Origin of the sequence: Streptomyces sp. NPDC057271, assembly GCF_042668715.1 — a bacterium.
In the GTDB taxonomy this organism is placed as follows: domain Bacteria; phylum Actinomycetota; class Actinomycetes; order Streptomycetales; family Streptomycetaceae; genus Streptomyces.
The window spans coordinates 1-24,271 of sequence record NZ_JBHUYJ010000050.1 but is presented as its reverse complement, the minus strand read 5'-3'; the positions used below and the strand labels follow the sequence as shown (position 1 = coordinate 24,271).

At 72.5% G+C, this 24,271-nt stretch carries 21 protein-coding genes; 9 read left to right on the top strand and 12 right to left on the bottom strand.

What is annotated here, in order from left to right:
* The first annotated feature begins 33 nt into the window (after positions 1-33).
* From nhaA to ACFUJR_RS22705, 4 genes are all read left to right on the top strand, one after another.
* The gene (gene nhaA, locus ACFUJR_RS22720) at positions 34-1,335 is read left to right on the top strand and encodes a Na+/H+ antiporter NhaA (RefSeq protein WP_383171495.1); all 1,302 of its coding nucleotides are present in this window, start codon (positions 34-36) and stop codon (positions 1,333-1,335) included.
* Positions 1,336-1,650: 315 nt separating this feature from the next.
* Entirely contained in the window at positions 1,651-2,898 is a 1,248-nt protein-coding gene (locus tag ACFUJR_RS22715) for a cation:proton antiporter (protein WP_383174574.1), read from the top strand.
* Between the two features lie 13 nt (positions 2,899-2,911).
* Positions 2,912-3,088, top strand: a complete 177-nt coding sequence (locus ACFUJR_RS22710) for a hypothetical protein (protein ID WP_383174577.1) — start codon at positions 2,912-2,914, stop codon at positions 3,086-3,088.
* Positions 3,085-3,348 carry a hypothetical protein gene (locus tag ACFUJR_RS22705; protein ID WP_383174580.1) on the top strand — a complete coding sequence of 88 codons (264 nt, stop codon included), beginning with the start codon at positions 3,085-3,087 and terminating at the stop codon, positions 3,346-3,348. Before ACFUJR_RS22710 ends, ACFUJR_RS22705 begins: the two co-directional genes overlap by 4 nt.
* Before the next feature lie 199 nt (positions 3,349-3,547).
* Here the strand turns inward: ACFUJR_RS22705 and ACFUJR_RS22700 are convergent, their stop codons facing one another.
* The 3 genes from ACFUJR_RS22700 to ACFUJR_RS22690 form a co-directional block, all read right to left on the bottom strand.
* A complete protein-coding gene (locus ACFUJR_RS22700; protein WP_383174583.1) occupies positions 3,548-6,484 on the bottom strand; it encodes an ABC transporter permease in 2,937 nt (978 codons plus the stop codon).
* A 2-nt stretch (positions 6,485-6,486) separates the two neighbouring features.
* Entirely contained in the window at positions 6,487-7,224 is a 738-nt protein-coding gene (locus ACFUJR_RS22695) for an ABC transporter ATP-binding protein (RefSeq protein WP_383174586.1), read from the bottom strand.
* 121 nt (positions 7,225-7,345) lie between these two features.
* Positions 7,346-8,560: a nitrate/nitrite transporter gene (locus tag ACFUJR_RS22690; protein ID WP_383174589.1), complete on the bottom strand. Its 1,215-nt coding sequence runs from the start codon at positions 8,558-8,560 to the stop codon at positions 7,346-7,348.
* Positions 8,561-8,793: 233 nt separating this feature from the next.
* Between ACFUJR_RS22690 and ACFUJR_RS22685 the strand changes: the two genes are divergently transcribed.
* Both ACFUJR_RS22685 and fdhF read left to right on the top strand, forming a co-directional pair.
* Positions 8,794-10,482 carry an NADH-ubiquinone oxidoreductase-F iron-sulfur binding region domain-containing protein gene (locus ACFUJR_RS22685; RefSeq protein ID WP_383174592.1) on the top strand — a complete coding sequence of 563 codons (1,689 nt, stop codon included), beginning with the start codon at positions 8,794-8,796 and terminating at the stop codon, positions 10,480-10,482.
* The gene (gene fdhF, locus ACFUJR_RS22680) at positions 10,479-13,172 is read left to right on the top strand and encodes a formate dehydrogenase subunit alpha (RefSeq protein ID WP_383174595.1); all 2,694 of its coding nucleotides are present in this window, start codon (positions 10,479-10,481) and stop codon (positions 13,170-13,172) included. The genes ACFUJR_RS22685 and fdhF overlap by 4 nt, the downstream gene beginning before the upstream one ends.
* A gap of 12 nt (positions 13,173-13,184) precedes the next feature.
* On the opposite strand, the gene ACFUJR_RS22675 is transcribed toward fdhF, so the two are convergent.
* From ACFUJR_RS22675 to ACFUJR_RS22640, 8 genes are read right to left on the bottom strand one after another with little or no spacing between them, the layout of a single operon-like run.
* The gene (locus ACFUJR_RS22675) at positions 13,185-14,033 is read right to left on the bottom strand and encodes a universal stress protein (protein ID WP_383174598.1); all 849 of its coding nucleotides are present in this window, start codon (positions 14,031-14,033) and stop codon (positions 13,185-13,187) included.
* Entirely contained in the window at positions 14,030-14,710 is a 681-nt protein-coding gene (locus ACFUJR_RS22670) for a CBS domain-containing protein (RefSeq protein ID WP_383174601.1), read from the bottom strand. Before ACFUJR_RS22670 ends, ACFUJR_RS22675 begins: the two co-directional genes overlap by 4 nt.
* Positions 14,710-14,979 (bottom strand): phosphopantetheine-binding protein, encoded by a 270-nt coding sequence (locus ACFUJR_RS22665; protein WP_383174603.1) that lies wholly within the window; start codon positions 14,977-14,979, stop codon positions 14,710-14,712. The genes ACFUJR_RS22670 and ACFUJR_RS22665 overlap by 1 nt, the downstream gene beginning before the upstream one ends.
* The gene (locus tag ACFUJR_RS22660) at positions 14,976-16,439 is read right to left on the bottom strand and encodes a 2-oxo acid dehydrogenase subunit E2 (protein ID WP_383450665.1); all 1,464 of its coding nucleotides are present in this window, start codon (positions 16,437-16,439) and stop codon (positions 14,976-14,978) included. Before ACFUJR_RS22660 ends, ACFUJR_RS22665 begins: the two co-directional genes overlap by 4 nt.
* Position 16,440: 1 nt before the next feature.
* Complete coding sequence (locus ACFUJR_RS22655; RefSeq protein WP_383174609.1) at positions 16,441-17,451, bottom strand: alpha-ketoacid dehydrogenase subunit beta; 1,011 nt, start codon at positions 17,449-17,451, stop codon at positions 16,441-16,443.
* Entirely contained in the window at positions 17,448-18,515 is a 1,068-nt protein-coding gene (gene pdhA, locus ACFUJR_RS22650) for a pyruvate dehydrogenase (acetyl-transferring) E1 component subunit alpha (RefSeq protein WP_383174611.1), read from the bottom strand. The genes ACFUJR_RS22655 and pdhA overlap by 4 nt, the downstream gene beginning before the upstream one ends.
* Positions 18,515-20,317, bottom strand: coding sequence for an acetate--CoA ligase (gene acsA / locus ACFUJR_RS22645; RefSeq protein ID WP_383174613.1), 1,803 nt, complete (start codon positions 20,315-20,317; stop codon positions 18,515-18,517). Before acsA ends, pdhA begins: the two co-directional genes overlap by 1 nt.
* Positions 20,314-20,991: a CBS domain-containing protein gene (locus ACFUJR_RS22640; protein ID WP_383174616.1), complete on the bottom strand. Its 678-nt coding sequence runs from the start codon at positions 20,989-20,991 to the stop codon at positions 20,314-20,316. Before ACFUJR_RS22640 ends, acsA begins: the two co-directional genes overlap by 4 nt.
* Positions 20,992-21,192: 201 nt before the next feature.
* Between ACFUJR_RS22640 and ACFUJR_RS22635 the strand changes: the two genes are divergently transcribed.
* On the top strand, positions 21,193-21,459 hold the full coding sequence (locus tag ACFUJR_RS22635; RefSeq protein ID WP_383174619.1) for a DUF1918 domain-containing protein: 267 nt from the start codon (positions 21,193-21,195) through the stop codon (positions 21,457-21,459).
* A gap of 5 nt (positions 21,460-21,464) precedes the next feature.
* Here ACFUJR_RS22635 and ACFUJR_RS22630 read toward each other — a convergent pair whose 3' ends face one another.
* Positions 21,465-22,064 (bottom strand): CBS domain-containing protein, encoded by a 600-nt coding sequence (locus tag ACFUJR_RS22630; RefSeq protein WP_383174622.1) that lies wholly within the window; start codon positions 22,062-22,064, stop codon positions 21,465-21,467.
* Between the two features lie 370 nt (positions 22,065-22,434).
* On the opposite strand from ACFUJR_RS22630, the gene ACFUJR_RS22625 reads away from it, so the two are divergent.
* Positions 22,435-23,334: a universal stress protein gene (locus ACFUJR_RS22625; RefSeq protein ID WP_383174625.1), complete on the top strand. Its 900-nt coding sequence runs from the start codon at positions 22,435-22,437 to the stop codon at positions 23,332-23,334.
* Positions 23,334-24,065 carry a helix-turn-helix domain-containing protein gene (locus ACFUJR_RS22620; RefSeq protein ID WP_383174627.1) on the top strand — a complete coding sequence of 244 codons (732 nt, stop codon included), beginning with the start codon at positions 23,334-23,336 and terminating at the stop codon, positions 24,063-24,065. The genes ACFUJR_RS22625 and ACFUJR_RS22620 overlap by 1 nt, the downstream gene beginning before the upstream one ends.
* Positions 24,066-24,271: the final 206 nt, after the last annotated feature.

Below are 24,271 nucleotides of genomic sequence, written 5' to 3'. Positions count from 1 at the left end.
CCCGTTTGTCGACATCCCCCGGAGGCCCGCCCCATGACGCAGTCACGTCCCCGCAAAGTGATCTTCGGTCTGCTGCCCTGGCCCGAACGCCAAGCCGTCGCCGAAGCCCTGCGCACGGAGACGGTCGGCGGCCTGGTCCTCCTAGCGGCGGCCGTCGTCGCGCTCGTCTGGGCCAACAGCCCGTGGAGCGCGGCGTACGAGTCCGTACGGAACTTCCACTTCGGCATACCCGCCCTCGGTCTGGACCTGTCGGTCGCCCACTGGACCGCCGACGGCCTCCTCGCGGTCTTCTTCCTCGTCGCGGGCATTGAGCTGAAGCGCGAGCTCGTCGTCGGTGAACTGCGCACGCCGGCCACGGCCGCACTCCCCGTGGTCGCCGCACTGTGCGGCATGGTGGTTCCGGCCGCGCTGTACGTTCTCGTCGCGGCGGGCGGAGGGGGCAGCCTGGACGGCTGGGCCGTCCCGATGGCCACGGACATCGCCTTCGCCCTCGCCGTCCTCGCGGTGATCAGCACTCATCTGCCGTCCGCGCTCCGGGCGTTCCTGCTCACCCTCGCCGTCGTGGACGACCTCGGCGCGATCCTCATCATCGCGGTCTTCTTCACCTCGGACCTCAACTTCTGGGCGCTGGGCGGGGCGTTCATCGGCCTGGTCGTCTTCTACGCCCTCCAGCGCTTCCGGGTGCGCGGCTGGTGGTGGTACGTGCCGCTCGGCGTCGCCGTCTGGGCCCTGATGTACAACTCCGGCGTCCACGCCACCGTTGCGGGCGTGGCCATGGGCCTCATCCTGCGCACCACCCGCGACAAGGGCGAGGCCGCGTCCCCGGGCGCGCGGGTCTCCCACCTCGTCCACCCCTTCTCCGCGGGCGTCGCCGTCCCCCTCTTCGCCCTCTTCGCCGCCGGCGTCGGCATCTCGGGCGCCGCGCTGGGCCACGTCTTCACCGACCCCGAACCCCTCGGCGTCGTCGTCGGCCTCGTCGTCGGCAAGATCCTCGGCATCTTCCTCGGCACCTACCTCGCCGCCCGCTTCACGCGTGCACAGCTCAACCCCGATCTCGCCTGGGCCGACGTGTTCGGTCTCGCCACCCTGGCCGGCATCGGCTTCACCGTCGCCCTCCTCATCGGCGAACTGGCCTTCCCGAACGCGGCCGAGGGCGAGCACATCAAGGCCGCCGTCCTGATCGGCTCCCTCACCGCCGCCGTCCTCGCCGCCGTGATCCTGCGCCGTCGCAACCGTGTCTACAAGCGCCTGTACGACGCGGAGGAGCGCGACGACGACGCCGACGGCATCCCCGACATCTACCAGGACAGCGGACGAGCGGGCACCGGCCGGTGACCACGCAGGACGCGGGACCCGCACTCCTCGGCACGGCTCTCGTGGCCGCCGTCCAGATCATTCGCACCGCTTCCGCTTCCGCTTCCGCCGAAAGGCACGGCTGCCCGCGGTGAGTACGGATCCGCCGCCGACCACCAGGTAGGCGAGGGGCGGACTTGCCGAGCACCGGCAAGTCCGCCCCGCTCTCGTTGCGTGTCAAGGGCCTGTCAATAATGCGTAAGGACCGTATAAGATCCGTACCGGTGTGCCGGGAAGTCTGGTCGGCGAACAGAGGAGACGTCTCTGTTCTCACCTGCCGACAGGGGGACTTCTGCCATGGTGCTCGTCGCTGTCTTCGGAGCCGCGCTACTCGTCGCGGTGCTCCTCTCCGGGCTCGCCGCCCGTACCGTCCTGTCGACCTCGCTGCTCTTCCTCGTCGGCGGGGCGCTGGTCAGCGACGGGTTCCTCGGGCTGATCCACATCACGCCCGAGAGCGAGATCGTGTCGGTCACCGCCGACCTGGCCCTGTTCGCCGTGCTGTTCACGGACGGCATGCACGTCTCGTTCGCCAAGCTGCGCGCCAACTGGCGCAATCCGGTACGGGCCCTGGGTCTGGGGATGCCGCTCGCATGCGTGGGGATGGCCCTGATCACCCACTACCTGGTGGGTCTGGACTGGACGACGTCCTTCCTGGTCGGAGCCGTTCTCGCGCCGACCGACCCGGTGTTCGCCTCGGCGATCGTGGGTCGCAAGGAGGTTCCCGCCCGACTGCGTGAACTCCTCAACGTGGAGAGCGGCATCAACGACGGGCTCGCCCTCCCCGTCGTCCTGATCCTCATCGCCGCCGCCGGCCCGACCTCACCCCACGCGGAGGCGTCCTTCGGGAAGATCGGCCTGGAGCTGGGGCTCGGTCTCGCCTTCGGCGTGGCTCTGCCGCTGCTCGTCGCCCTGCTCACCCGGGTGAGGTTCCTCGGCGCCGAGCCCAAGCTCCAGCCGCTGTTGCCGCTGGCCACCGGCGTCATCCTCTACGCCGCCTGCCACCTCACCCATGCCAACCCCTACCTCGCCGCGTTCTCCGCGGGCGCGGTCCTCGCGGCCGTCTCGCCGGAGTCCCACAAGGCGTTCGAACCCCTGGGCGAGTCGCTGGCCGAGCTCGCCAAGTTCGCGGCCCTGCTGGTGTTCGGCGCACTGCTGACCCCGCAGCTCTTCGGGGAGCTGTCCTTCGGCGGGTACGTGGCGGTGGTCCTCGCGATCGCACTGGTCCGGCCGGGTTCGCTGCTGCTGTCGCTGTGGGGGACGCGGATCGACCGCCGGGAGAGGCTGGTCGCGGCCTGGTTCGGTCCGAAGGGATTCGCGTCGGTGGTCTACGGGCTCCTGGTCCTCCAGGCGGGCATCCCGCAGGGGCAGGAGGCGTACACGCTGATCGCGGTCTGCATCGCCTTCTCGATCATCGCCCACAGCAGCACGGACGTCCCGATCGCCCGTCTCTTCCAGGTCGACGACCTCGTCGAGGCCGGCGGTGAGCGGACGCAGGCCCGCTCGGAGGCCGCCGACGTGGCAGCGGGGGCCCCTGCGCGCAGATGACCTCGCCGGCGTCGTGGCCGACCGTCTCGATCACGAACTCCGCGCGAGCACGGCCGCGTCGACGGTCACCGCCCCGCCGCCCCGCCGCCCCGGCGCTGTGTCGCCCCGGCGCCATACCGCCCTCGCGCCTGACGGCGGCTCCATGCCGCTGACCGCCTCGGCACCCGACCCCACCAAGGAGCGTTCGTGAACAACGACGACGAGCCCGTCTTCAAGAAGAGCGCATGGGGGACGAACCGTTACTACTACAACCCGAACAACCCCATCGGTCTCTTCCTGATCTTCGCCAGCGTGGCCCTGGTCATCGTGATGATGGTGATGATGGAGAACCGTGCGGGCCCTTTCGCGCCCCCCTCGACCCCCACCTGGAGCCCGCCCGCGTACGACGAGCCGTGGACCTTCTCGCCTCGCCCGCAGGCCCCCGACTCTCCGCCTACCGCGCAGCCGTGAGACGCGTCAGCGGTCTGCGGCCTCCGAGCGGATCCGCCCGCCTTCCTCCGGGGAGGGGAACCGGCGCCCTCGGAACAGTGGGCCGAGACCGCCCGGTTGTTCCGGCTGCCCGGCCGCGGCTGTGGGGACCACCGGGATCGGGCGGCCGTCACGCGTGGTCGGACGACACCGCCCGGGAACTCGACGCGTGGGCGGCTCGTCATTCGGTGACGCGGACCGCGAGCGCCGGGCGGATGGCGGCCGCCCGGCGGGCCGGCCCGATCGTGGCCAGGAGGGACGCGGCGAACGTGGCTGCCGCCAGGCCGCCGATACTCGTCCATTCGACCGGGAAACCTCCTTCGAGGCCTTCGAACGCCGCGCTGTTGGTGTACATCAGCCAGGTCGTCAGCACACCCAGCAGGGATCCGAGCACGATTCCCTCCACCGCGACGAAGGCGCTCTCCCACAGGAAGGATCGCTCGACGGTACGTGCTCGGAAGCCGAGGGCCCGCAGGATGCCGATGGTGCGTCGGCGTTCGCGAACGGCGCGGACCATGACGACGCCGAGGCCGGTGATGCCCACGCCGAGGCCCAGGGCGAGGAAGCCCTGCATGAGGCGGAAGAAGGCGGTGCTGGAGTCGAACTGCCGGCGGATGTCCGACTCGATGGGTGTGGCGACCAGGCTGGACGAGAGCTGCTCGCCCTGCAGTCGGGTCGCCAGGGCGTCGGGGGAGGTTCCGGGGGCGGTACGCACCAGCGCGGACGCGTTCTGGGCCTGGGCGCCGAAGAGCGCGCGCATGCCGCGCTCGCCCGTCACGACGGGGTACGTGGTCGAACTGGCGCCGGTGCCCGGGTAGAAGACCAGCCCGTTGCTGAGGACGCCGGCGATGACCTTCTGTTCGCTGCGGCCCGTCCGGGGATCCGTCAGAGTGAGGGTGTCCCCGGGGTCGTAGTAGTCGCCGGCCGGACCGCCGGTGCTGCCGAAGAAGCCGTCGATCACGACGTAGCGGGGATCGCTCGCGAGCGCACGCCAGACCGAGGGGTCGTCCGCCAGGCCCGGCAGGCGCTCCCGGAACGTGATGCCGGTGATCGCCCCGTCGGGTACGCCGACTACCGCGGTGTCCAGCGGTCGAGGGCTGCGGTTTCCCGGATCCGTCGCCCGCCCCGTGGCGTTGAGCAGCGGTGTCACGGCGGCGATCCCGGCGGCCGACGGGCCGCCACGGAGGTCGGGAACCAGCCGGTCTCCCGCGACCTGGGGGTTGTAGTCCAGGCGCAGGGAGTAGCCGGCGGTGGCGTCGGCGACGACTCCGTCGACTCCGGCGCGCAGGACGCCCGAGATCTCCGTCAGGAGCACGAGGACGAACACGATCAGCGTGTACATCACCAGCGTCGCGCCGGTCCTGAACCGCTTGGCCAAGGGGTACGCGACCGCGAGCCGCGCCGCCAGGCCGCCCTCCGTAGGGCGCTGGAGCAGCCGCCGTACCGGGCGGAGCAGCGTCTTCTGGTTGTCGCTGACGAGAATCACGGCGGAGAAGGCGGCCAGAGCGCCCTGGATGACGTACACGGACATGGAGGGCGTGTCGAAGATCCGGGGACGTACGACGGGGGCCAGAAGCGTCCAGGCGAGCACGGCTCCGGCGACCAGGGTGGTGACCGTGTGGCGGGGGAGGACACGCAGCAGCGCCGGAGTGGCGAAGGCGAGGGCGAGGGCCGGCATGAGGTACGTCGCGTCGGGCTGGCTCCGCGCCACGGCCGGGACGGCCGCGAACGCGCACAGCACGGCCAGGGCGGTGGAGACGGCGAGCACACGGCGGCGTGGCCCCTGTCCGGGCGTGGCGGGGAGGTCGCGGATCGCGGCGATGATGTTGAACCTGCTGATGCGCACGCTGGTCGCGAGGATCGCGCCGAAGGCGATGAGCAGGCCCATGGCCAGTCCGTTGAGGACGCTCGTGGGAGTGACGGCGAACACGATCCGGATGCTGCTGCCACCGACCGACCAGCCCTGGAAGATCTGCGCCGCCACCACGGCGACGCCCCAGCCCACGGCCACCCCGACGGCCACGCCCGGCAGCGCGGACAGCAACGCGTAGGCCGCCCCTTCGAGGGTGAAGGACCCGACCAGCCGCGAGCGCTTCATCCCCACCGCCCGCACCATGCCCATCTGGGACTTCCGCTCCTCTCCGAGCATCACGAAGATGTTCACCAGCAACAGGGCGCCCGCGATGATGCTGAAACTGCCGATCATGAGGAACAGGGCTCCGAGGGAGTCGCCTGCCTGCCTGGCGTCCCGCAGAACGGTGTGCTTCGGCGTCTCGATCGCCGTCTGGTCGGCGAGCGGGCCCAGAGCCTGCCGGATGTCGGCGCTCACCCGGTCCGTCAGGGCTTCGCCGCTTTCGACGCCGCCCCGATTGGACACGAAGGTGACCGAGCGCGGCTCCGCACCGGCGACCCGCGCGGCGGAGTCCAGGGCCTCCGGTGGCAGGAACACGTCGCGGTTCAGCCTGCCGCCCAGGCCCACACCGGCAAGGCCCTGCTCCGGGACCACCCGCTCGACCCGGTACGTCTGCGGCGCACCGAACAGATACACCGTGATCGGATCACCGGCTCCCACGCTCAGGGACCGGGCCAGCGGCTCGTTGACCACCACCTGGCCCGGCTTCGGGTTCGGTCCGCCGAGGCCGGAGTCCCCACCCGCCGAGCCGAAGCGCGATGCCTCGTCGAAGTCCATCTGCCAGGCCAGGACGCGCGGTTCGGCGACCGTCCGGTCACCGCTACCCCCGACGGCCGACGCCTGGGCGGCTCGGGCGTGCAGAACTCCGTCGACGTCCGGATCGCCGGCCAGGACCGCCAGTCGTTCGGAGACGGCCCGCCCGGCCGGTCCGGGAGGTGCGACCACTCGCTCGTCCACCGGCCCCAGGGTCCGGTACGCCTCCTGCCGTACGGAGAAGTTCAGGGTGTCGCCGACGACCAGGGCCCCGATGACGATGGCCGTGCCGAGCATCGATCCGCCGATCACCAGAGCCGCCTCGGTGCGCCTGCGGGCGACCTGCCGGAAGGCCAGCCGACGTGAAACCGGCTGCCGGACGGCGACCAGCACCAGGGTCGCGAGGGCGAGGGCCAGGACGGTGAGGAGCGGGACGAGGAGGTTCGGGTACATCGTCAGCCCCGCGGGACGTCGGAGTCCGCGGCGGGCGCGGTGACGGCCTGGCGTACGTCGTCCACGAGGCGCCCGTCGCGCATCCGGATCAGTCGGGGGACGCGCGCGCCGATCGCGCTGTCGTGGGTGACCAGGACGATCGTCTGGCCCTCGTCCCGGTTGAGTTCGCACAGCAGGTCCATGACCTGGTCGGCCATGGCGCTGTCGAGGTTGCCCGTCGGTTCGTCCGCCCACACGATCGCCGGGCGTCCGGCCAGCGCGCGGGCGATGGTCACCCGCTGCTGTTCACCCCCGGACATCTCGCTCGGCCGGTGCTCGACCCGGTGGGCGAGGCCGACCCGGTCGAGCATGTCCGTCGCCCTCTGACGTGCTTCGCGCGGCCGGGTGCCCACGAGCAGCAGGGGCAGTTCGACGTTCTCCACCGCGGAGAAGACCGGGATGAGGTTGAACGCCTGGAAGACGAAGCCCATGGTGTGGGCACGGTGCTCCGTGCGTGCCGCGTCCGACATCGCGAACAGGTCGTGGCCGTCGACCTCCACCCGGCCGCCGTCGATGTCGTCGAGCCCCGACAGACAGTTCAGCAGCGTGGTCTTTCCGGAACCGGACGGTCCCATGACCCCCACCATCTCGCCGTGGCGCACGAGGAGGTCCAGGTCGAGCAACGCGGTGACCTCCACCGAGCCCGTTCGGTAGATCTTGCGTACCCCGGTGGCGACGAGGAGCGCCTGATCGGTGTTCATGCCACCCATACCAGCCTCAGGAAGGGATGTGAGGCTACGGCCACCCAGGCCCGGAAGGAGGGCCGAAGGGCCCAATCGCCGGGTGACCGTGAGGCCCGCCGGAGCGGCTCCGCCACCGCGTTCAGGTGTCCGCGGTCGCCCGGGCGCGTCGCCGGACCGTGGTGGAGGCCAGGACTCCGGCGCCCGTCGCGGTGACGGCGAGGAGGACGAACCCCCACGTGTAGTCGTGCGCTACGCTCTCCACCGTTCCCATCACGAGAGGCGGGAAGAAGCCTCCGAGACCGCCCGCGGCCCCGACCACTCCGGTCACAGAGCCGACGCGCTCGGCGGGAACCAGACGTGCGACGAGCGCGAAGACCGCCCCGGACCCGGCCCCGAGGCCGACGGCCATGCCGAGGAACGCCCCCGTTCCCACGGGAATCAGTTCCGTCTCGAACGCCGCGACCAGCGCACACGCGGAGACGAGCCCGTACGAAACCGTCAGCACGGGTACGGGACGGATACGGTCCGACAGCCAGCCGCCCACCGGCCGCATCGCCACGGCGATGACGACGAATCCCGCTGTCCTCAGCGCCGCGTCGGAGCGGCCGAGGTCGTAGGCGCGGGTGAGATACGTCGGCAGATAGACACTGAACGCGACGAACCCGCCGAAGGACACGGCGTACAGGAACGCCAGCTGCCAGCTGGCCGACATACGTACGGCCGAGGCGGTACGGGACAACAGCGACCCCTTCGCCGTCGCCCGCCCCGGCTTGTCGCGGAGCAGGAACCAGGCCGTCGCGGCGTACACGGCGAGGCAGGCCGCCACGAGATCGAAGGGGAAGGCTCGTCCTACGGAGTCGGCCAGCTGGACGGTGGTGAAGGCCGAGAGCGCCGTTCCGCCGGTGCCGATCCCGAAGATCCCGAGGGCGGCGCCCCTGCGCGCGGGCGGGTACCAGGCGTTGACGAACGGTACGCCGACGGCGAATGTCGTTCCCCCGAGCCCGAGGAGGAAGCCGCCCGCGAGCACCTCGGCCAACGAGTCTGCCAGGTGACCCAGGTAGAGCACAGGGACGATCGTCAGAGCCGCGACGAGAGGGAAGACGCGGTGCGCGCCCCAGCGGTCCGTCAGCGCCCCCGCCGGGATCCGGCCGAGCGAGCCGACCACCACGGGCACGGCCACCACCAGCGACTGCTCGAAGGAGCTGAGGCCGAGGTCGTCGCGGAGCCGTGGTCCGAGGGGGGCCAGCAGCGCCCACGCCCAGAAGCAGAGCGCGAACCCGATCGTGGCGAGCAGCAGCATCTGCCACGGTTGCGGCGCGTTCGCGACCGGCCGGCTACGCGTGTTCCGGACCATGGTGGCCTCTCGGCAGTGTTCCGCACGGGCGGCGTGAGTCCTGCTGTCTCCCACCCTCCGGCCGTCGGGACCCCGGCTCCATGGGCCACTCGTTCTCTTCCCGTGACCGTCCGGCCCCCGGTCAGGGACCGGACGGCCCTGTGCGCCGCCGGGGTCTCCCCGCGCGGCACGGAACCGTGAGCCCCGTGACCGGCTGGGATGCGGGCGGGGGGCGGCCCGGTCACCCTGGGAGCATGAGGATGTCCGGGGAGCCGGGCCGACGCTCGGACGCGCTCCGTGAGCTGACCGCTCGGCACGGAGCGCGCGGAGGACTGTTGCCGGCCGCGCTGGAGCGTGCCAGGGCGGGTTCCGCCGAAGGGCCCGAGGCATGGGCACCCCGCGTCGCGGAGGCAGGCGGACTGCCGGCCGCCGCGGGGCTCGGCCCTGCCACGTTCTTCGCCGATCTCGCCGCCCCGCGCGGCGAGCGGCATGTGCGCGTGTGTACCGCGACGGCGTGTTTCGCAGCGCGGGGCGGGCGGCACCTGGCCGAGGTCGAAAGCGCCCTCGGAGTGGTGGCCGGAACGGTCGACGAGGCGGGTGCCACCTCGCTGCAGACCGTGCACTGTCTCGGCTACTGCTACGCGGGCCCCGCCGCTCTCGACGGGACCCTGCCCCGCACGGGCCCGGACCTGGCCGACCAGCTCGGCGGGCGCACGGAGCCGCGCGCGCCCGCCATCCCCGTGGCGGACACCACCGGGGCGCCCGTCCTGCTCGCCGGAATCGCGGCAGGGCAGTCCGCCTGGGACGTGTGGCGCGACGTGAGGGCCGGGTTGCGGCCCGAGGACGTACGGGAGGAGACCGCCGCCTCGGGACTGCGCGGGCGCGGCGGCGCCGGATTCCCGGTAGCCGCCAAGTGGGCCGCCGTGGCGGGAACGCCGGACACCGTCGTCGTCGCCAACGGGGACGAGGGCGACCCCGGCTCGTACGCCGACCGGCTGCTCATGGAGGAGGATCCCGAGCGCGTCCTCGTGGGGCTGGCCCTGGCCTGTTTCGCCTGCGGAGCCCGGCGCGGGACCGTCCTCGTGCGCTCCGAGTACCCGAGAGCGATGGCCCGGCTGCGCAGGGCGGTGGACCGCGCGACGGCGGCGGGGGACCTGGCCCCGTCCGTCGAGGCGGCCGGGCCGGCGCCCTTCGTCGAGATCGTCGAAGGAGCCGGTTCCTATGTGGCCGGCGAGGAGACCGCCCTCATCTCCCGCCTCGAAGGCGCGCGCGGCTGTGCGCGCCCTCGGCCCCCGTACCCCACGGACCGTGGCCTGTGGGACACGCCGACGGTGGTCAACAACGTGGAGACCCTCGCCGCAGTGCCCTGGATCGTCGCCCACGGCGGAGCGTCCTACGCCCGGCGCGGGGTACCGGACGAGACCGGCACCAAACTCGTCTGCCTCTCCGAGCGGTTCACCCGTCCCGGCGCCTACGAGGTCGAGCTCGGCACTCCTGTCGGCGAGATCGTCACCCGGTACGGGGGCGCCCTGAAGGACGGCCGCGAGCTCGTCGCCCTCCAGATCGGCGGGCCGCTCGGCGGCTTCCTCGCCGGGCACACGCTCGACGTCCCGCTCACCACGGCGGCGCTCACCGAGCACGGTGCCGCACTCGGTCACGCCGGCATGGTCGCCTTCGATGCCGACACCGATCCCTACGCACTCCTGCGGCACGTCTGGGAGTTCGCCGCCGACGAGAGCTGCGGAGCCTGTTCGCCCTGCCGGGTCGGCACCAGGCGAGGACTCGAACTCGCCCAGGGCCGCGGCGGGCCCGGGGAGTCCTACGAACGACTGGCGCGGCTGATGGGCGAGGCGAGCCTCTGCGCCTTCGGCCGCCGCGTTCCCGCCGCCGTCCGCAGCCTGGCCCGCGCCTACGGGCCGGCCCTGGAAGGATGGGACCGATGATCCGGCTCCAGGTCGACGGGGTGCGGGTCGAACTGCCCGCCGACGCCTCACTGCTCGACGCGGCACGTGCCGTCGGGGCCGAACTGCCCGCCCTCTGCCACGACGACCGCCTCCGGCCGGCAGGCTCCTGCCGGACCTGTCTGGTCCGCGCCGACGGGCGGACCGTCGCCGCCTGCGTCACGCCCGCGACGCCGGACATCGAAGTCGACACCCTCGACGAGGACGTGCGCAATTTGCGCCGCGACGCGGTCGTCCTCATCGCCTCGGCGCTCCCGCCGCACGCACTCGCCGACCACGCGCACAGTGAACTGACCGAGGCGTGCCGGGCCTTGGGGATCCCCGCGGACACGGCGGCCGCCGACCCCACGCGCGGGCGGGACGAGAGCCACCCGTACGTCCATCTCGACCGCGACCTGTGCATCGCCTGCGGGCGCTGCGTCCGGATGTGCTCCGACGTCCAGGGCACGTTCGCGCTCACCCTCACCGGACGCGGTGCCGACACCGTCGTCGCCCCGGGTACCGGCGGCCCTTGGGCCGACTCCGACTGCGTCTCCTGCGGCGGCTGCGTCGACACCTGCCCGACGGGGGCGATCACCCAGCCCGGACCTGGTAGGGGCCTCACCTCGCGGCACGCCCCCAGTGACCGCGTGCGCACCACCTGCGGCTACTGCGGAGTCGGCTGCACCCTCGACGTCGTCGTCCGCGAGGACCGTGTGGCCGCCGTGCTGCCCGCCCGGGACGGGCCTGTCAACCGGGGCCACGCCTGCGTCAAGGGCCGCTTCGCGTACGGATACCTCGGCTCCGCGGACCGTCTCACCGAGCCCCTGGTCCGCGAGGACGGCCGACTGCGACCGGCGTCCTGGGACGAGGCGGTGACCCGCATCGCCGACGGACTGCGCACGGCCCTCCGTGACGGTGGTCCCGACTCGGTCGCCGCGATCTCCTCCGCCCGTGCCACGAACGAGGAGAACTACCTCGTACAGAAGTTCCTGCGGACCGTCATCGGCACCAACAACGTCGACAACTGCTCCCGCCTCTGCCACGCACCCTCCGCCGCAGGACTCACCGCCTCCTTCGGACGTGCCGGCGGCACCGACCCCTTCGACGACGTCGAGACCGCCGACTGCCTCCTGGTCGTCGGCGCCAATCCCGTCGAAGCCCACCCCGTCGTCGGTGCCCGCCTCCTCCAGCGGGCACTCGCGGGCGCCGCCCTGATCGTGGCCGACCCCCGTGCCGTGGGCCTCGCCCGCCATGCCGACGTGCACCTGCGCCCCCGCCCCGGCACGAACGTCGCCCTCTTCCACGGCCTCGCCCATGTCCTCCTCGACGAAGGCATGACCGACCCGGGCTTCCTCCGCGACCGCGCCACCGGACTGGAGGAACTCTCCGGCCTGCTGGCCGACTACCCGCCCGAGCGGGTCGCCGGCATCACCGGCGTCCCCGCCGACGACATCAGGAAGGCCGCTCGACTCTACGGCCGCTCGGAGCGACCGGCCGTCGTGTACGGGCTCGGGGTCACCGAGCACCTTCACGGCACCGACGGCGTCCGGACCCTGGCGAACCTCCCCATCCTGCGGGGCGCCGTCGGCGGCACCGGCCGGGGGTTCGGCATCAGCCCCCTGCGCGGCCAGAACAACGTCCAGGGCGCGTCCGACATGGGCGCCCTGCCCGACCTGCTCCCCGGCTACGGCCGTGTCACCGACCCGGAGGCCCGCGCTCGCGCCGAGGCGGTGTGGGGCCGGCCGGTCCCACGGACCCCAGGGCTGCGCATCCCCGAGATGTTCGCCGCGGCCCGGGAAGGCCGGCTGCGAGCGCTGTGGATCATCGGTGAGGACGTGTGCGCGACCGATCCCGACAGCCGGCGGGTCGCGGAAGCCCTCGACGCCTGTCCGCTCGTCGTCGTGAACGAGCTCTTCCTCGGCGAGACCGCCCAGCACGCCGATGTCGTCCTGCCCGTGGCCTCCTGGCTGGAGAAGGACGGGACCTTCGTCAACTTCGACCGCCGCTTCCAGCGCGTACGTCCGGCCGTACCTCCGCCCGGTGCGGCGCGCTCCGACTTCGAGGTCGTGCACGCCGTCGCCGGTGCCCTCGGTGCCGACCTGGGCTGCCCCACCCCGGCGGCGGCACTCACCGAGTGCGGACGGGTGACACCCCTCTTCGCCGGACTCTCGCACGAGCGGATCGACCGGGAGGGGGCTGTGCCCTGGCCCTGCCCCGCGCCGGACCGGCCGGGCGAACGGACTCTGTACGCCGACGAGTTCGCGACGGCCGACGGACGCGCCCACCTGTGCCCGGCCCCCTATCTGCCGCCCGGCGAGGAACCGGACCAGGAGTATCCGCTGGTGCTCGTCACGGGTCGCCGATGGGCCCACTACAACTCCGGGAGCATGACCCGGCGCGGCGGCAACCTCCTTCTCGACGCGCATGACCGGCTGGACCTGCACCCCGAGGACGCCGCCCGCTACGGCCTGCGGGACGACACCCCCGTCACCGTCGAGAGCCGCCACGGACAGGCGCGACTCGTCGCCCGCGTCGGGACGGAACTCGCTCCGGGGCAGGTCTTCTGCGCGTTCCACTTCCCGGCCAGCGGCGTCAACTCCCTCACCTCGGAGCACGCCGACACCGTGACCTCGTGTCCGGAGTACAAGGTCACGGCGGTACGGTTGCGGCCGGCGGCGTCCGACGACTGACCGGCGCCGAGTTCAGGAGTGGGGCACCAGGGCCACGGGCGCCGGGCTGTGGTGCAGCACCGCGTGGGCCACGCTGCCGATGTGCGAGCCCAGCGCGGAGTGGCGAGTACGCCGACCCACCACCAGGAGCGCGGCGTCCCCGGCCGCCCCGACCAGTTCGAGGCCGGCCGATCCGACCACCACGCGGCCGGCGGCCTTGACGTCGGGGTACTTCGCGCGCCAGGGATCCATCAGCTTCTCGAGCGAATGCCCGATCTCCGGCGCCACGGCGGCGGAGATGTCCGGGACCATGGCGGGTCCCAGTGCCGCGTGGAGCGGGAGCTGCTGCGCGTACACGACGTGGACCTGGGTCCGGCGCCGGGCGGCTTCCTCGAAGGCGAAGCCCAGGACGGCGTCCACGGGCTGCCGCACATCGCTGCCGACCACGACGGGCCCCGTCGGAGTGCTCGCCCCGCCGACAGCCCGTACCAGGACGACGGGCCGCTCGACGGCACCGGCGACGGTCAGGCCGACGGAGCCGAGGAGATAGCCGGCCACGGCGCCGAGCGCCCGCGAGCCGAGGACCAGCAACTCGCTCTCCGCGGCCGCCGCGACGAGCGCCGGCACGGGACCCGTGGCCAGCATCTGCGTGGTCACCGACAGGCCAGGACGGCGCTCGCGCAGCCCGGCGGCGGCGCGCTCCAGCATCTCCTCGGCCCACGCCTCCTCGGACTCCCGCGACAGCACGGCCTCCGGTGCCGGTTCCTTCGCGTGCACCAGCCGCAGGCCGACGCCGCGCAGTAGCGCCTCCTCGGCCGCCCACGACGCGGCGGCGTTCGCCTGTTCCGTGCCGTCCAGGCCGACCACGATGCTCCGCGTCATGATCGCCCACCTCCTCGTCCGGTGTCGTCGACGTCGTACGTGAGCCGCGTGCAGGAGACCGAGACCACGCCGTCGACGGTCGCGCACATACGCTCGATCGCCGGGATCATGCCGCGGAAGGGCAGCCTGCCGCCGAGTTCCACCCGTCCGTCGTGCACCTCGACGGCGAGGGCGGTCGGTTCGAGACGCAGCGTGTGACCGAGCACGTCCTCGACGATCTCCCGGCGGATGTCGTCGTCCTGGCGGAGGAAGACACCCAGGAGGTCGCGGCGGCTCACGATGCCCACCAGCCGGTCCTCGTCGTCGACGACGACGAGCCGCTTGACCCCCTGGACCTCCATCAGCCGTGCCGCCTCCGCGACGGTCCACTCGGGCCGGGTGCACACGGCGGGCGCGGACATCAGTTCCTCGGCCCGCGTCCCCTCGGCCTTCGCCCGCTCCCACGCCTCCAGGTCCGGAACAGCAGGCAGGTCACCCGGTGTGGCGGCCTGGTCCGCGGTCTTGCGCAGCAGATCCCCCTCCGACACCACCCCGACGACCCGGCCCCCGCCGTCCACCACGGGAACAGCGGTCACCTTGTGCCGCGACAGCGTGCGGGCGATCTCCTTGAACGGGGCGTCGCCGCGGACGCTCACCACCTCACGGGTCATCAGCTCGCCGATCCTGCGGTGCCGCATCACTCTCTCCTTCCCTGTGCCGACGCACCCGCCACGCCCGCCAGGCGAGCAGCGCAGCTGTCCCAGGTGTCGAGCGCCGGATAGTCGTCCTCCGTGAGTTCCGTGCCGCTGAGTTCGGCGAGCGCCTCGACGAACTCGAGGAAGTCCAGCGAGTCCATCTCGAAGGTGTCCCGCAGGGACACGCCGGGATCGAGCCCGGTGAGGTCGGCGCCGGGGACGACACGCTGCACGGCCTGCCGGACGAACGCCTTTGCCTGGTCGTGGTTCACAGTTCCTCCGGTTGTTGCAGGAGCCTGTCCAGCGCGGTCAGGAGACGAGCGCCGGTGGCGCCGTCAGCGGCTCGGTGATCGGCGGACAGCGTCGCCGTCAGCACGGGCCGCACTCCCAGCAAGCCGTTCACGGCCACGGGCCGCTCGACGATCCTGCCGAGGCCGACGAGCGCGACCTGCGGCGGGTACACGACGCCGAACACGGCCTCGACGCCCTGGTCCCCGAGGTTCGTCACGGTGAGACTGGGGTCGGCGGTCTCGGACGCGCGGAGCCGGCCGCCCCGTGCCCGCGCCACCAGGTCCTTGAGCGCGGCCATCACCTCGGCGACGGAGAGCGTGTCGGCGTGGGCGAGGGCCGGGGCGACAAGGCCGCCGCCCCGCAAGGAGACGGCGACGCCCAGCCGTATCCCTTCCGCCGGGACGAAGCCGTCGTCGATCCAGTGCCCGTTGAGTTCCGGCACCTTGCGCGCCGCCAGCGCGACGGCCTTGAGCGTGAGCGCGGCGGGCACGAGACGGACGGACAGTGGAAGTTCGCGGTTGCGGGCGTGCATCCACCGCAGGGCCGCCGCCATGTCCACCGTCGTGGAGAGGTAGAAGTGCGGGATCTCCCGGTTGGACCGGCTCATGAGCCGTGCGGTGGCCGCCTGGGCCCCGGCCGGGACGGCCGGCCGTGAGGTGCTTCCGGCGGCTGCGGCGGTACGGACGTCCTCGGCGCGGACGGTGCCGCCACGGCCCGTGCCGGTCACTTCGGCGAGGTCGACGCCGAGTTCCGTGGCCAGCCGCCGCGCGAGGGGTGAGGACTTCACGCGCGGTGGAGCGGGCCGCTGCCCGGTCGACTCGTCGCCGCGCACCGGCTTCGGGGGCCGTGCCGTCGCCCCGGTCCTGTCGCGTGCTGGTGCTGGTGCTGGTGCTGGTGCTGGTGCTGGTGCTGGTGCAGGTTCCGGTTCCGCGTGCTCCACGTCCGCGCGGGTGATCCTGCCTCCCGGGCCCGAGCCACGGACGGCGGCGAGCTCGACGTGCCGGTCGTGGGCGAGCCGGCGGACCAGGGGCGTCGACGCCGGCGTGCTTTCGCCGTGCGTGCCTTCGGCGGTCGTGCTTTCGGCAGTGGTGCTTTCGTCGGGCGTGCCTTCGGCGGTCGTGTCTACGTCGGGCGAGCCCTCGGCAGTCGTGTCTACGTCGGGCCGGCCTTCGGCCGGCGGGACCCTTTTGGGAGTGCCTGCGGCGGTGGTCGTGCCGATACGGGCCAGCGGGGTGCCCACCGGCACGGTGGCGCCTTCGGCGACGAGGAGGGCGTCGACCGTGCCGCTGTGGAAACACTCCACCTCGATCGCGGACTTGGCGGTCTCGACCACCGCGACGACGTCGCCCCGCGTCACCTGGTCACCCGGGTGCACCAGCCACTGGGAGAGCGTGCCCTCGTCCATGTCGGCGCCGAGCGAGGGCATGGTGAACTCGGCCATCTCAGCTCACCACCCGGCGCGCCGCCGCCATGATTCCTGCCGGCTGGGGGAGCGCCGCCTCCTCAAGACGGCGGGCGTAGGGGATCGGAACCTCCGCACTGCACACCCGCTCGACGGGTGCGTCGAGTTCGAAGAACGCCTGCTCGCAGATGCGCGACTCGATCTCGGCGGACAGACTGCCGCTCCGCCAGCCCTCGTCGACCACGACCGCCCGGTGGGTCCGTTGGACCGAGCCGACGATCGTGGCGTCGTCCAAGGGCCTCAGCGTCCGCAGATCGACGACCTCCGCGCTGATTCCCGCGCCCGCCAGCCCCTCCGCGGCTTCGAGGGCCTTGGGTACGCAACCGCCGTACGCGACGACGGTGACGTCGGTGCCCTCGCGGCGGACGGCCGCGCGATCCAGGTCGACCTCCTGGACCGTCGGGTCGAGCGTGCCGGCCGCGTTGTAGAGGCCGCCGTGTTCGAAGAGCAGCACCGGGTCCGGGTCTGCCAACGCCGCGGACAGCACGTGACGGGCGTCGTCGACGGTGGCCGGCGCCAGGACGCGGAGGCCGGGGATGTGCGCGTACCAGCCTTCGAGACTGTGGGAGTGCTGGGCGGCCAGCTGCCGTCCCGCGCCCGTCGTCATGCGGATCACCAGCGGTACACCGAGCTGCCCTCCGGACATGTGCCGCAGGGTGGCTGCGTTGTTGAGGATCTGGTCGAGGGCCAGCAGGCTGAAGTTCACCGTCATGATCTCCACGACCGGCCTCATCCCGGCCAGCGCGGCGCCGATCCCGGCTCCGACGAACGCGGACTCCGACAACGGGGTGTCCCGGACCCGCTCGGGGCCGAACTCCTCCAGGAGACCGAGGCTCACCCCGAAGCAGCCGCCGTAGCGGCCCACGTCCTCGCCCATCAGGAAGACCCGGTCGTCCGAGGTCAGGGCCTCGCGCAGACCCTCCCTCAGCGCCTCCCGGTATGTGGTGGTGCCGTCGTCGGGATGCGCACCCTGTCGCGTGCGCGCGCTCATGACGGAGCCTCCTCGTGTCGGCCGGTGACATGGCGCAGGAGGTCCTCGGCCGGCTCTTCGGGAGCCTGTTCGGCCGCTCGGACCGCGCGGTCGATCTCCTCCAGGACTTCGTGGTCCAGGGCCTCCAGCCCGGCCGAGTCGAGGTGACCGGCCGCAGTCATGCCGTCGGCAAGGCCCGTCACCGGGTCGTGCCGCTTCCACTCCTCGATCTCGTCCTTCGGCCGGTACCGGTCCGGGTCGTACATCGAGTGTGCGCGGAACCGGTACGTCCGCATCTCCAGGAAGTGCGGTCCGCTGCCTGCCCGGATGGACTCGACCGCACCACGCGCAGCCTTCTCCACGGCGTGTACGTCCATGCCGTCGACGGCCCAGGCCGCCATGCCGTACGAAGCGGCGCGCATCGCCAGGTCCGTCTGGGCGTGTTCGCGGGCGAGGGCCGTACCCATCGCGTACAGGTTGTTCTCGCAGACGAAGAGCACGGGCAGGCCCCAGAGCGCCGACAGGTTGGCGGTCTCGTGGAACTCGCCCTCGGCGAAGGCCCCGTCACCGAAGAAGCAGCAGGTCACCCGGGACTCGCCGCGCATCCGGTCGGCGAGCGCCAGACCGGCCGCGAGCGGGAGCCCGCCGCCGACGATGGCGTTGCCGCCGTAGAAGCGGCGCCCGGCGTCGAAGAGGTGCATGGAACCACCGCGGCCGTGGCTGCAGCCGGTGGACTTCCCGTACATCTCGGCCATCACGGCCTCGGGCGGTACCCCGCGGGCCAGGGCGTGGCCGTGTTCGCGGTACGTGGACACGACCGCGTCCCGCTCGTCGAGCGCCTGGTGGACGCCGACGGCCACCGCCTCCTCGCCGATGTAGAGGTGGACGAACCCGCGGATCGCCGCCGCGCTGTACAGCTCGACGCACCGCTCCTCGAACCGCCGGATGAGCAGCATCTGCCGCAGGAGGCCCAGGTCGTGCGACGCCGCAGGGGTGCGGGAGGAGGGCGTCGCGGGTCCACGAGCGCGACGGGGGCGTTTCGTCTTCGGTGTTCCGGCGGACGTGCCGCCGTGTGCCGTGGCCATCACGGATCCTTCCCGGAGACGCCGGCCGTCCCGGCCGGTTCACGTGTCTCCAGCGTCGACACATCGCCTTCGGGCAGGCCCAGTTCGCGGGCCCGCAGCAGACGGCGCATCACCTTTCCACTGCGGGTGTGGGGAAGATCCTCGACGAACTCGATCTCCCGGGGGGCCACGGCCGGGCCGAGGCGCCGACGCGCGAACGCCAGCACGTCGCGCCGCAGTTCGGCGTCGGGTGGATACTCGGGGCGCGGCAGCACGAACGCCTTGACGATCGCACCGGCCAGCGGGTCGGGGCGTCCGATGACGCCGGCCTCGGCCACCGCCGGATGCTCCATGAGCGCGCTCTCCACCTCGAACGGCCCGATGAGGTGCCCCGCGGACTTGATGACGTCGTCGGCCCGGCCCACGAACCAGTACCAGCCGTCGGAGTCGCGGCTGACCAGGTCGCCGGTCAGGTACCACCCTTCCGCGAAGCACGCCTCGTAACGGCTCGGCTCGTGGAGGTAGCCGCGGAACATCGACGGCCAGCCCGCCCGCAGGGCGAGCTCGCCCTGGGCGCCCGGCTCCTGGAGGATCCGGACGTGCCCGCCGGTGACCTCGGCACGGCCGTCCTCGCCGCACGCCAGCACAGCCGCCTCGACACCGGGAAGGGGTCGGCCCATCGAACCCGGCCGCACGGGATCCGCCGCGAAGTTGGCGATCATGATCGCCCCCGTCTCGGTCTGCCACCAGGTGTCGTGGACCGGGCGCCCGAGTGCCTCCCGGCCCCAGTGCACGGCCTCGGGATTGAGCGGCTCGCCGACGCTCGCGACGAACCGGAGCGCGGAGAGGTCGTGGCGCGCGGCAGGCGTCGGGTCGCCGCTGCGCGGCGCGGCCCGCATGAGCATGCGGAGCGCGGTGGGGGCCGTGTACCAGACGGTGACGTGCTGGTCGGCGAGGATCCCGTACCAGCGTGCGGGGGCGAACTCCCCTTCGTCGACGACGGTCGTCACCCCGTGGGTGAGCGGCGCGATGATGCCGTACGACATGCCGGTGACCCAGCCGGGGTCGGCGGTGCACCAGAAGACGTCGCCCTCGTGCAGGTCCAGGGCGTAGGCGGCGGTGACGTGATGGGCGAGGACCGCCTCGTGCACGTGTATCGCGCCCTTGGGGGTGCCTGTCGTGCCGCTGGTGAAGTGCAGCAGCGCCGGCTCGGCCGGATCGGTCGGTCCCACCGTGTACTCGTCCGGCGCGGCGGTCGTGAGAGCGGGGAAGGAGAGGGTGCCCGGGGGCGGGTCGGCCCCGGGGTCGAGAAGCAGGACGTGCCGCAGGTGCGGAAGCCGGGACCGTACCGGGGCCACCTTGCGCTCGTACAGCTCACGGGTCGTGACCAGCGCCCGGGCGTTGCCCAGCTCCATGCGCAGTGCGACGGGTTCGGGACCGAACGCGGTGAACAGGGGACAGAGGACCCGCCCGGCACGAAGCGTTCCGAGGACGGTGCCGTACAGCTCGAACCGACGGCCCAGCAGGGTGAACACCCGCTCGCCGCGTTCCAGCCCGAGCGCCTCCAGCACGTGCGCGAACCGGGAGCTCTCGGCCGCGAGCCGGGCGAAGGTCATCGTCGACACGGACCCGTCGCGGGCGATGCGGCGCAGCGCGACGCGTTCGCCGTGGCCCTCGCGCAGATGCCGGTCGACCGCCTCGTACCCGATGTTGATGCCGCCGTCCGGCAGCCCGGCGAGCCGGGACCGCTCGCGTCGCCACGAGAACGTGGCCCGGGCGCTGTCGTAGTCGGGCATGACGGGTTCCACCCAGAGGGCGTTCATCGCGGTGGCTCCACGTCGAGCGTGAGGTTGTCGTAGGCGTACTCGATCGATTCGTGCAGGGCGACGACTCCGTCGACCGAGCGGCAGAGCCGCACGATCACGGGGATGTCCGCGCGCTCGTCGACCCGGCCCGTCAGCCTGACGACTCCGTCGTCGACGCTCACACGGATCGTGTCGGGGGCGAGGCGCAGAGTGTCGGCCAGGACGTCGTGCTCGATCTCGTCCCGGATCGCGGTGTCGCTGCGCAGGAAGGGCCGCAGCAGGTCGGTGCGGCTGATGATCCCGACCAGCCGACCGGTCTCGTCGGCGACAGGAAGCCGCTTCACCCCCTTGCGGTGCATCGTCCGAGCCGTCTCGACGAGATTCCAGCCCGCCTGTGCCGTGACCGCGGGCGAGGTCATCAACTGGGCGGCCGTCTCCGCCTCGGGCAGCCCTCGCTCCTGTGACAGCAGCCGGACTCCGGCCGAACGGCCCTCCAGGTCCGGAAGCTCGGCGGTGGCCCGCAGCAGGTCGGCCTCGGAGACCACGCCGAGAAGGCGTCGGTCGGCGTCGACGACAGGGACCGCGGAGACGTCGTGTTCGGCGAAGAGCCGGGCGATCTCCTTGAACGGGGTCTCTGGGGCGGCGGTGACCACGTCGTGGGTCATCACCTCGAAAACCGTGCGGTGCTGCATGACGGTCCTCCTTCACGGGACGCGGCGGCCCCGGTAGATCTCACCCTGCTGCGCGAGGCCCGCCCTCGGGCAGTGCCGAATGGTCCCCTCCCGGGACTGTTGGCCCCTATGGCGGTCCGCCGGTCGGGACGCAGGGTGGAAGGCGGGAGCGCCGGTCGCGGGAGGCCCACGGCCGGGCGCTCCGGCCGGGAGGCGAGAACCATGACTGCGACCGGAGCACGGCAGAGTCAGGAGAGGCCCCGCGCCGGGATGTGGGCTCGCGTCGGCGACCGGCTGATCGTGGGCGGTTCCACGGTCGGGGACGAGGGGCGCGACGGTGAGATCGTCGGGCTGCACCATGAGGACGGCACTCCGCCGTTCGACGTCCGATGGTCGGACACGGGCCGGGTCACTCTGGTCTTCCCGGGCCCGGACGCGCGGGTTCAGCACTTTCCGCCGCACGGCATGAAGACCGCTCCGTCCACGTGAACCCGCTACGCGGTCGTGAACGCCGCCGCCGCGCCCACCACGCCGGGCACTGCCCGGGTCAGCCGCAGGACCAGATCCTCAGGGACCGACCGGGGGAGGCGTCCGGCCAGCGTCACGGCGCCGTCCGTGACCCGTACGGTGAGTACGGCGTCGCCTTCAGGGATCAGGTGTGTGAGGAGTTCGTGCCGCACGTCCTCGGCGAGTTCGGCGTCGGAGCGCAGATAGACCTTGAGCAGGTCCCCCCGGCTGACGACACCGACCGGGCGGCCTTCCTCGTCCACGACGGGGAGCCGCTTGAGGCCGCCGCGCCCCATCAGCCTCGCGGCCCCCGCGATCGTGGCACCGCGCGGAACGGTGACGGGCGGCGCCGACATCAAGCCGCCCGCCGTCATCGATCCCGCGCTGTCCTGGTCCTCTCGCGGAACCTTGCCGAGAACGTCGGCCTCCGACACCACGCCGACCACCCGCCCCTCGGCCGACAGTACGGGCACCGCGCTGACGCCCCAGCGCCGCATGGACCGGACGATCTCCTTGACCGGTGCGTCCAGCCTGGCGGAGACCACCGCATGGGTCATCACGTCATCGACCGTACGTGGGTGCTTCATGACCGGCCTCCGGTACTCCCGCGTCCCGAGTCCTCTCGCTGCGAGGGTGGCGCCGCCCGACAGCGGACGACAAGGGCCGAACGGGGCACGTCCGGACCCTGACAGCTCTGGCGGCGGCCGTCGACCGGTGCTTTCCTGAAAGTGAGGAGGGGGCCCGCCAGAAGGACGCGGGGAAGCGGCTTCGAGCCGCGCACCGCGCGATCAGGATCCGCGAGAAGCGGATGGGCCCCTCCTCCCGTCGTGTCTCCGCGCCACCCCCACGCGTGGTCCGGGCGGGCCGGGCTCGGGGCCGACCGGCCCTACCCGCCACTCCAGCGCGGTGCGAGCGTGGCAGCAGGCCACCACACGTCCCGGAAAGGCGGTGGGCACGATGGAATCGCCCCTGGTTGCAGGAGTGGACGGGTCCGATGCCAGTCTCACGGCCCTGGACTGGGCCGTCGACGAAGCGGTACGCCACGCACTTCCGCTGCGGATCGTCCATGCCTCGATGTGGGAACGGTACGAGGGAGTCGTGCCGGCCTGGACCACGGACCGCCCCTCCGGCCAGATCCTCGCCGAGAACATCGTGGGAGTCGCGGCCGAACGCGCCCGGCTCCGCGCACCCGGCCTCCACCTCACCACGGACGTCCTGGCCGAGGACGCCTCCACCGCGCTGCTCAGAGAGGGGCGGGAGAGCACCCTCCTCGTCGTCGGATCCCGCGGGCGTGGCGAGTTCGCCGACCTTCTGCTCGGATCCGTCGGCCTCGTCGTGGCCGCCCGGGCCCGCTGCCCGGTCGTCGTCGTCCGGGGTGACCGGCATGCCCTGGAGGCACGCCACGGGCGCGTCCTGCTCGGTGTCGGGGACCACGACGTGGACTCGGCGGCCGTGCGGTTCGCCTTCCGGGAGGCGGCGGTCCGGGACGCGGAACTCGACGTCGTCCGCACCTGGCGACGCCCCGGCCCCGAACCGGTCGATCACCCGTTGTTGACCGGCGACGGTGGAGCCCACCTCGCGGAACGGTCCGCCGGACTGCTCGACAAGGCCCTTGAGGCCGCGACGTCCGACCATCCCCGAGTCCGCCTGCGCAGGACCACGGTCGAGGGCCCCGCACGCAGAGTGCTGACCGAGCGCTCCGCCGCCGCCGACCTGCTGGTCGTCGGCGCCCGGCGCCGTGGCGGGCTCGTCGGACTGGAGCTTGGCAGGGTCGCCCACCGCGCCCTGCACCACGCCTCGTGTCCGGTCGCCGTCGTTCCCCAGCGGAGCCCGCAGACCACGGAAGGAGACCGGTGATGAACACGGCCGGTGACCCGCACGCCACACACCACGCGAGCGACCTCGGCCGCCGCGTCGCATCCAGGCGCGCCCGACTCGGCCTGTCCCGGCAGGACGTGGCCGAACGGGCAGGCTCCACGCCCGGATACATCACCTACGTGGAGGAGCGGGTGCCCACTCCGGGGATCGAATTCCTGGTCCGGCTCGCGAACGCACTGGAGACCACGGTCCAGGATCTCACCGGGTCCACGGCGGACCTTGCGCCCGGCGGAGCCGGCGCCGGGTACCAGGCACGGATGGAGGAGATCGACGAGGCGGAGTGCTGGGAGCTGCTCGACGGCCACGGCGTCGGCCGGGTCGCCGTCGAAGGACGGGACGGGCTGATGGTGATCCCCGTGAACTACCAGGTCGTGGACCGGGACATCGTCTTCATGACTGCTCCGGACTCGTCCCTCGCGCGCGCCTCGGCATCCGGCGTGGACGTCGCCTTCGAGGAGGACCGCATGGACGAGGCCTTCAGCCAGGGCTGGAGCGTGCTCCTCGTGGGGCCGGTGCGCACGGTGTCCGAGGAGGCCGAGGTGCGGAGGATCAAGGACGCCGTCCACTCGACGCCATGGGCGGGGGACGGAAGAGACACCGTGGTGACGCTCGCACCGCGCCGGGTGACCGGCCGCCGTATCCGGGTGTCGGGCGCGCCCGGCACACCGCGCGGTTCCGCCGGCCAAGGGCCGTCCCGCAAGGATCTCTGACTGCCGAGTGGGCCCGTACTGGGGCAGGCGGCGCGCCCGGACCCGTGTACGCGTGGTACGTGGGGCACACTGCCGGCATGGCCGAGGACGAGGCGCAGCCCAGCCCCCCTGAGAGGTCGTTTTCTCCCAGTGTTTCATCCCGGAATCGACTGTTTGGTCTGCGGTGTCGGGTCGCGCCAGGAGATGGCGTTCTCGCTGGTGAGGCG

Bases quoted from the DNA above. Each gene is read 5' to 3' on its own strand.
- ACFUJR_RS22640 (WP_383174616.1), bottom strand. From the start codon at position 20,991: ATGCAGCACCGCACGGTTTTCGAGGTGATGACCCACGACGTGGTCACC.
- ACFUJR_RS22620 (WP_383174627.1), top strand. From the start codon at position 23,334: ATGAACACGGCCGGTGACCCGCACGCCACACACCACGCGAGCGACCTC.
- fdhF (WP_383174595.1), top strand. From the start codon at position 10,479: ATGATCCGGCTCCAGGTCGACGGGGTGCGGGTCGAACTGCCCGCCGAC.
- ACFUJR_RS22700 (WP_383174583.1), bottom strand. From the start codon at position 6,484: ATGTACCCGAACCTCCTCGTCCCGCTCCTCACCGTCCTGGCCCTCGCC.
- pdhA (WP_383174611.1), bottom strand. From the start codon at position 18,515: ATGGCCACGGCACACGGCGGCACGTCCGCCGGAACACCGAAGACGAAA.
- nhaA (WP_383171495.1), top strand. From the start codon at position 34: ATGACGCAGTCACGTCCCCGCAAAGTGATCTTCGGTCTGCTGCCCTGG.
- ACFUJR_RS22695 (WP_383174586.1), bottom strand. From the start codon at position 7,224: ATGAACACCGATCAGGCGCTCCTCGTCGCCACCGGGGTACGCAAGATC.
- ACFUJR_RS22685 (WP_383174592.1), top strand. From the start codon at position 8,794: ATGAGGATGTCCGGGGAGCCGGGCCGACGCTCGGACGCGCTCCGTGAG.
- ACFUJR_RS22660 (WP_383450665.1), bottom strand. From the start codon at position 16,439: ATGGCCGAGTTCACCATGCCCTCGCTCGGCGCCGACATGGACGAGGGC.
- ACFUJR_RS22635 (WP_383174619.1), top strand. From the start codon at position 21,193: ATGACTGCGACCGGAGCACGGCAGAGTCAGGAGAGGCCCCGCGCCGGG.
- ACFUJR_RS22715 (WP_383174574.1), top strand. From the start codon at position 1,651: ATGGTGCTCGTCGCTGTCTTCGGAGCCGCGCTACTCGTCGCGGTGCTC.
- ACFUJR_RS22690 (WP_383174589.1), bottom strand. From the start codon at position 8,560: ATGGTCCGGAACACGCGTAGCCGGCCGGTCGCGAACGCGCCGCAACCG.
- ACFUJR_RS22630 (WP_383174622.1), bottom strand. From the start codon at position 22,064: ATGAAGCACCCACGTACGGTCGATGACGTGATGACCCATGCGGTGGTC.
- ACFUJR_RS22655 (WP_383174609.1), bottom strand. From the start codon at position 17,451: ATGAGCGCGCGCACGCGACAGGGTGCGCATCCCGACGACGGCACCACC.
- ACFUJR_RS22675 (WP_383174598.1), bottom strand. From the start codon at position 14,033: ATGACGCGGAGCATCGTGGTCGGCCTGGACGGCACGGAACAGGCGAAC.
- ACFUJR_RS22625 (WP_383174625.1), top strand. From the start codon at position 22,435: ATGGAATCGCCCCTGGTTGCAGGAGTGGACGGGTCCGATGCCAGTCTC.
- acsA (WP_383174613.1), bottom strand. From the start codon at position 20,317: ATGAACGCCCTCTGGGTGGAACCCGTCATGCCCGACTACGACAGCGCC.
- ACFUJR_RS22670 (WP_383174601.1), bottom strand. From the start codon at position 14,710: ATGCGGCACCGCAGGATCGGCGAGCTGATGACCCGTGAGGTGGTGAGC.